This window comes from Kineococcus arenarius subsp. arenarius (assembly GCF_050871845.1).
Classification (GTDB): Bacteria; Actinomycetota; Actinomycetes; order Actinomycetales; family Kineococcaceae; genus Kineococcus.
The window spans coordinates 1-5,202 of record NZ_JBJLSE010000153.1 but is presented as its reverse complement, the minus strand read 5'-3'; the positions used below and the strand labels follow the sequence as shown (position 1 = coordinate 5,202).

5 protein-coding genes are annotated in these 5,202 nt (G+C 72.1%); 4 read left to right on the top strand and 1 reads right to left on the bottom strand.

The window, feature by feature from the left end; translation table 11 throughout:
- Positions 1 to 46: 46 nt before the first annotated feature.
- Positions 47 to 1,594, bottom strand: coding sequence for a tRNA (N6-isopentenyl adenosine(37)-C2)-methylthiotransferase MiaB (miaB, locus tag ACRYM0_RS20200; protein ID WP_432507640.1), 1,548 nt, complete (start codon positions 1,592 to 1,594; stop codon positions 47 to 49).
- A 108-nt stretch (positions 1,595 to 1,702) separates the two neighbouring features.
- Here miaB and ACRYM0_RS20195 point away from each other — a divergent pair, with 108 nt between their 5' ends.
- The 4 genes from ACRYM0_RS20195 (at position 1,703) to ACRYM0_RS20180 (ending at position 5,158) form a co-directional block, all read left to right on the top strand.
- Entirely contained in the window at positions 1,703 to 2,488 is a 786-nt protein-coding gene (locus tag ACRYM0_RS20195) for an amino acid ABC transporter ATP-binding protein (protein WP_432507639.1), read from the top strand.
- Positions 2,489 to 2,577: 89 nt separating this feature from the next.
- A complete protein-coding gene (locus ACRYM0_RS20190) occupies positions 2,578 to 3,474 on the top strand; it encodes a glutamate ABC transporter substrate-binding protein (protein WP_432507638.1) in 897 nt (298 codons plus the stop codon).
- Positions 3,475 to 3,608: 134 nt separating this feature from the next.
- Entirely contained in the window at positions 3,609 to 4,259 is a 651-nt protein-coding gene (locus tag ACRYM0_RS20185) for an amino acid ABC transporter permease (protein WP_432507637.1), read from the top strand.
- Positions 4,256 to 5,158 carry an amino acid ABC transporter permease gene (locus ACRYM0_RS20180; protein ID WP_432507636.1) on the top strand — a complete coding sequence of 301 codons (903 nt, stop codon included), beginning with the start codon at positions 4,256 to 4,258 and terminating at the stop codon, positions 5,156 to 5,158. The genes ACRYM0_RS20185 and ACRYM0_RS20180 overlap by 4 nt, the downstream gene beginning before the upstream one ends.
- The last annotated feature ends 44 nt before the right edge of the window (positions 5,159 to 5,202 follow it).

The window sequence follows — 5,202 nt, the reverse complement described above, 5'->3', positions numbered from 1 at the left end:
CCCGCACCGGCAGGTGCGGGGCCCTCGCGCGTCGGTGGTCGCGGCTTCAGCGGCGGCGGATCGTGGGCAGCCCCAGGCCGACCGGCCGCGGGCCGGCGGCCGCAGCGGGCTCGGGGCGCGCCTGGCGGGCCTCCCAGGCGTCCCCGGCGCGGGTGCGTCGCACGGCGAAGGACTCGGTGGCGTCGGCCTCGAGGTAGTGCGGGGCCCCGCGGCTGATCGTGACCGTGGCGACGTCCCCGGGGCGCGGCGCGCTCGCCCCCTCGGGCAGCGAGAAGTGCACGAGCCGGTTGTCCGGCGCGCGCCCCGACAGCCGCTGCGTGGCGGCGTCCTTGCGGCCCTCGCCCTCGGCGACGAGCACCTCGTAGGTGCGGCCCACCTGCGCGCGGTTCTCGGCGTAGGCGATCTCGTCCTGCAGGGCGGTCAGACGCTCGTAGCGCTCCTGCACCACCGCTTTGGGCACCTGATCGCCCATCGTGGCGGCCGGTGTGCCCGGTCGCGGGGAGTACTGGAACGTGAAGGCGCTGGCGAAGCGGGCCTCGGCGACGACCTCCAGCGTCTGCTGGAAGTCCTCCTCGGTCTCGCCGGGGAAGCCGACGATGATGTCCGTGGTGATCGCCGCGTCGGGGATGCGCCCGCGCACCTCCTCCAGGATCGACAGGAAACGGGTGCGCCGGTACGAGCGGCGCATGGCCTTGAGCACGCGGTCCGAGCCGGACTGCAGCGGCATGTGCAGGCTGGGCATGACGTTGGGCGTCTCGGCCATGGCGTCGATGACGTCGCTGGTGAAGCTGGACGGGTGCGGGCTGGTGAAGCGCACCCGCTCCAGGCCGGCGATGCCGCCGGTGGCGCGCAGCAGCTTGCCGAAGGCGAGCTTGTCGCCGAACTCCACCCCGTAGGTGTTGACGTTCTGCCCCAGCAGCGTCACCTCGAGCACGCCCTCGGACACCAGCGCCTCGACCTCGGCGAGCACGTCGCCGGGGCGGCGGTCCTTCTCCTTGCCGCGCAGCGACGGCACGATGCAGAAGGTGCAGGTGTTGTTGCAGCCCACCGAGACCGACACCCACGCCGCGTAGGGGGACTCGCGGCGGGTGGGCAGCGTGGAGGGGAAGACCTCCAGCGACTCCAGGATCTCCACCTGGGCCCTGGCGTTGTGCCGGGCGCGCTCCAGCAGCGCCGGCAGCGAGCCCACGTTGTGGGTGCCGAAGACGACGTCCACCCACGGCGCCTTGCGGACGATCTCGCCGCGGTCCTTCTGCGCCAGGCAGCCGCCGACGGCGATCTGCATGCCGGGGCGGCGCTCCTTGACGGGCGCCAGGTGCCCGAGGTTGCCGTACAGCTTGTTGTCGGCGTTCTCGCGCACGGCGCAGGTGTTGAACACGACGACGTCGGGTTCGGCCGGGCCGTCGCCGCCCGCCTCGTCGAAGCGCACGTAGCCGGCGCCCTCCAGCAGGCCGGAGAGGCGCTCGGAGTCGTGGACGTTCATCTGGCAGCCGAAGGTGCGCACCTGGTAGGTGCGGGGCGCCTGCTCGGGCGCGGCTGCCTCGACCGGCGCGTCGAGCGGGCCGGTCGGGCGGGGGACGGTGGGCGTGCTCATCGTCGTCCAGGGTAGGTCAACGCCGGAAGATCACGCTCGGGTCACGATCTGCCCGCATCCGTGGGCGTCCGGTGGGCGCCCTGCACGGTGCCTGTACGTTCTGGCCGCATGAGTGACCCCTCCGCGGCCACCACCCCGTCCGGGGCGTCCTCCGCGCGCCGGCCGCTGGTGCGGCTGGAGCACGTGGACAAGCACTTCGGCGCCCTGCACGTGCTGCGGGACGTGGACCTGACGGTGGCCGAGGGCGAGGTCGTCGTCGTCATCGGCCCGTCCGGCTCGGGGAAGTCGACGCTGTGCCGGACCATCAACCGGCTCGAGACCATCGACTCGGGGCGCATCACCATCGCCGGCGAGGAGCTGCCGCAGGAGGGCAAGGCGCTGGCGAAGCTGCGCGCCGACGTCGGCATGGTCTTCCAGTCCTTCAACCTCTTCTCGCACAAGACCGTGCGCGAGAACGTCACCCTGGGGCCGGTGAAGGCGCGCGGGGTGAGCGCCGAGCAGGCCCGAAAGCGCGCCGACGAGCTGCTCGAGCGCGTGGGCGTGGCCAACCAGGCCGACAAGTACCCGGCGCAGCTCTCCGGCGGGCAGCAGCAGCGCGTGGCCATCGCCCGGGCGCTGGCCATGGACCCGAAGGTCATGCTCTTCGACGAGCCGACCTCCGCACTGGACCCGGAGATGATCAACGAGGTCCTCGACGTCATGACCGGGCTGGCGAAGTCCGGCATGACCATGATCGTCGTCACGCACGAGATGGGCTTCGCCCGCCGCGCCGCCGACCGCGTCGTCTTCATGGCCGACGGGCAGATCGTGGAGGACGCCGAGCCGGAGACCTTCTTCACCGCCCCGAAGCACGAGCGCGCCAAGGACTTCCTGTCCAAGATCCTCAGCCACTGAGGCACCGCCGACCGCGCCGCCGGCCCGCCGGCGGTACCGCCGCCCCGCGGCACCCCGAACGACCGACACCACCAGGAGGCACCGTTCCCATGAGGAAGTTCCGCACCGCCCTGCTCACCGGGTCCGTGGTCGCCGCCCTCACGCTCACCGCGTGCGGCGGGGACACCTCCACCGAGGGCGCTGAAGCTCCCAGCCCCGACACCGGGACCAGCTTCGAGGCCGGCACGACGATGGCCGAGCTCAGCGAGGCCGGCACCATCACCGTCGGCACGAAGTTCGACCAGCCCGGCTTCGGCCTGGTCAACCTCGAGAACCAGCCCGAGGGCTTCGACGTCGAGATCGCGGAGTACATCGCCGCGCAGCTCGGCATCGAGGCGGACGCCATCGAGTGGGTCGAGGCCCCCAGCGCCCAGCGCGAGGAGCTCATCCAGAACGGCACCGTGGACATGGTGGTGGCGACCTACACCATCAACGACACCCGCAAGGAGCGGATCACCTTCGCCGGCCCGTACTACGTGGCGGGCCAGCAGATCATGGTGAACGCGGACAACACGACGATCACCGGCCCGGAGGACCTCGCGGCCAACCCGGACGTCAAGATCTGCTCCGTGACGGGCTCCACCCCGGCGGAGAACATCCGCGAGTACCTCGCCAGCCCCGACCAGCTCGTCACCTTCGAGGTCTACGACGACTGCGTCGCGGCGATGCAGAACGGCCAGGTGCAGGCGCTGACGACCGACAACGTCATCCTCACCGGCTACGTCGCGGAGAACGAGGGCGAGTTCAAGCTCGTCGGCGAGCAGTTCACCGAGGAGCCCTACGGCATCGGCATCGAGAAGGGCGACACGGCCTTCTGCGAGTTCATCAACGAGTCGCTGCAGGAGGCCGCGGACGAGGGCTACTACGAGGAGGCCTGGACGTCCACGGTGGGGCAGTACGAGGGCACCGAGACGCCCACGCTGCCCGAGCCCGACCCCTGCGCCTGAGTCCTCGCACCCACCCGCGGGGTGCCGCGACAGCGCGGCACCCCGCCCCCAGCGCACGAGGGGGGACGGCGGCCCCGACGACGTGGCGGCCGCCCCTCCTCGTGCTCCCCAGCTACCCCGGTGGAGGCCCGAGCGTGCAGCCGGTCATCGACAACATCGACCTGTTCTGGAGCGGGTTCCTCCGCTCGCTCGGCATCGCGGCGTGGGGCGCCGTGGGCAGCCTGCTCTGGGGCACCGTCCTGGCGGTGTTCCGCGTCTCGCCCGTGCCGGTGCTGCGCGGGTTCGGCACCTTCTACGTGACGTGGCTGCGCAACACCCCCCTGGCGTTCGTGCTCTTCACGATGGCCTTCGGCATCCCGACCGTCGGGATCAACGTCTCGTACTACGTGTTCGGGGTGATCGGGCTGGTCCTCTACACCTCGGCCTTCGTGTGCGAGGCGGTGCGCTCGGGCATCGCCACCGTCCCGGGCGGGCAGGCGGAGGCGGCGCGGGCCATCGGCCTGACGTTCCGGCAGACGCTCGGGCTGATCATCCTGCCGCAGGCGCTGCGGGCCGTGGTCCCCCCGGTCGGCAACGTGCTGATCGCCATGATCAAGAACTCCGCCGTGGTCGGGGCCCTCGGCGTGGGCGGCGAGCTCTTCAGCGTCTACGCGCGCCTGACGAGCGCCCAGGGGTACCCCCAGCTGCCCATCCTCACCGGCGTCGCCATCGGCTTCCTGGTGATGACCCTCTCGGCCGCGGCGCTGCTCGCGCTGGCCGAGCGTCGTCTGGCGGTGGCCCGGTGAGCCAGCCCACCGCCGTCCTCTTCGACGCCCCCGGCCCCAGGGCGCGCCGCAGGACGCTCATCGGCAGCGTCGTGGCGGGCCTCGTCCTGCTGGCCCTGCTCGTCGCCGCCGCGCTGCGCCTGGCCGAGCGCGGCCAGTTCGACGCCGAGCTGTGGAGCCCGCTGCTCAACCCCTCCGACGAGCAGTTCCCGCTGGTGTGGGCCCGCATCGCCGAGGGGCTCGTCGTCACGCTGCGGGCCGCCTTCTTCGCCGTGGTCCTCTCGCTCGTCATCGGCACGGTCATCGCCGCCGCCCGGCTCTCGCTCGGGCGGGTCGCCCGCGCCCCCCTCGTGGCGGTGGTGGAGCTGCTGCGCGGCCTGCCGGTCATCGTGACGATCCTGTACGTCGACGTCCTCATGCGGGCCGTGGGGATCCACCAGGGCCCCGAGGTGTCGCTCGTCATCGCCCTGACCCTCTACAACTGCGTGATCATCTCCGAGATCATGCGGGCCGGTGTCCTGTCGCTGCCCGCGGGGCAGGTGGAAGCGGGCCTGGCGGTCGGCCTGACGCGCGGCCAGGTCATGCGTGTGATCCAGCTGCCCCAGGCCGTCCGCTCCATGCTGCCGGCGCTGATCAGCCAGCTCGTCGTCATCCTCAAGGACACCGCGCTGGCCAGCATCGTCCTGGCGCTCATCGTGGACCTCGGCCAGGTCGCCGGCCGGCTGCGGGGCGCGCTGGACAACCCGCTGCAGACCTACTTCGTCATCGGACTCATCTACATCGTCATCAACCTGCTGCTGGAGCAGGTGGCCAAGTACCTCCAGCGCCGGATGTCCGGCGGCGGGCGCAAGCGGCGCGAGCGGGCCGCCGCCACCACCGACACCGACGCCAGCGACCGGGCCACCAGCTCGCGCCTCTGAGCGGCAGCGCACGCCAGGAGGGCCGCCACCCCGCGGGGTGGCGG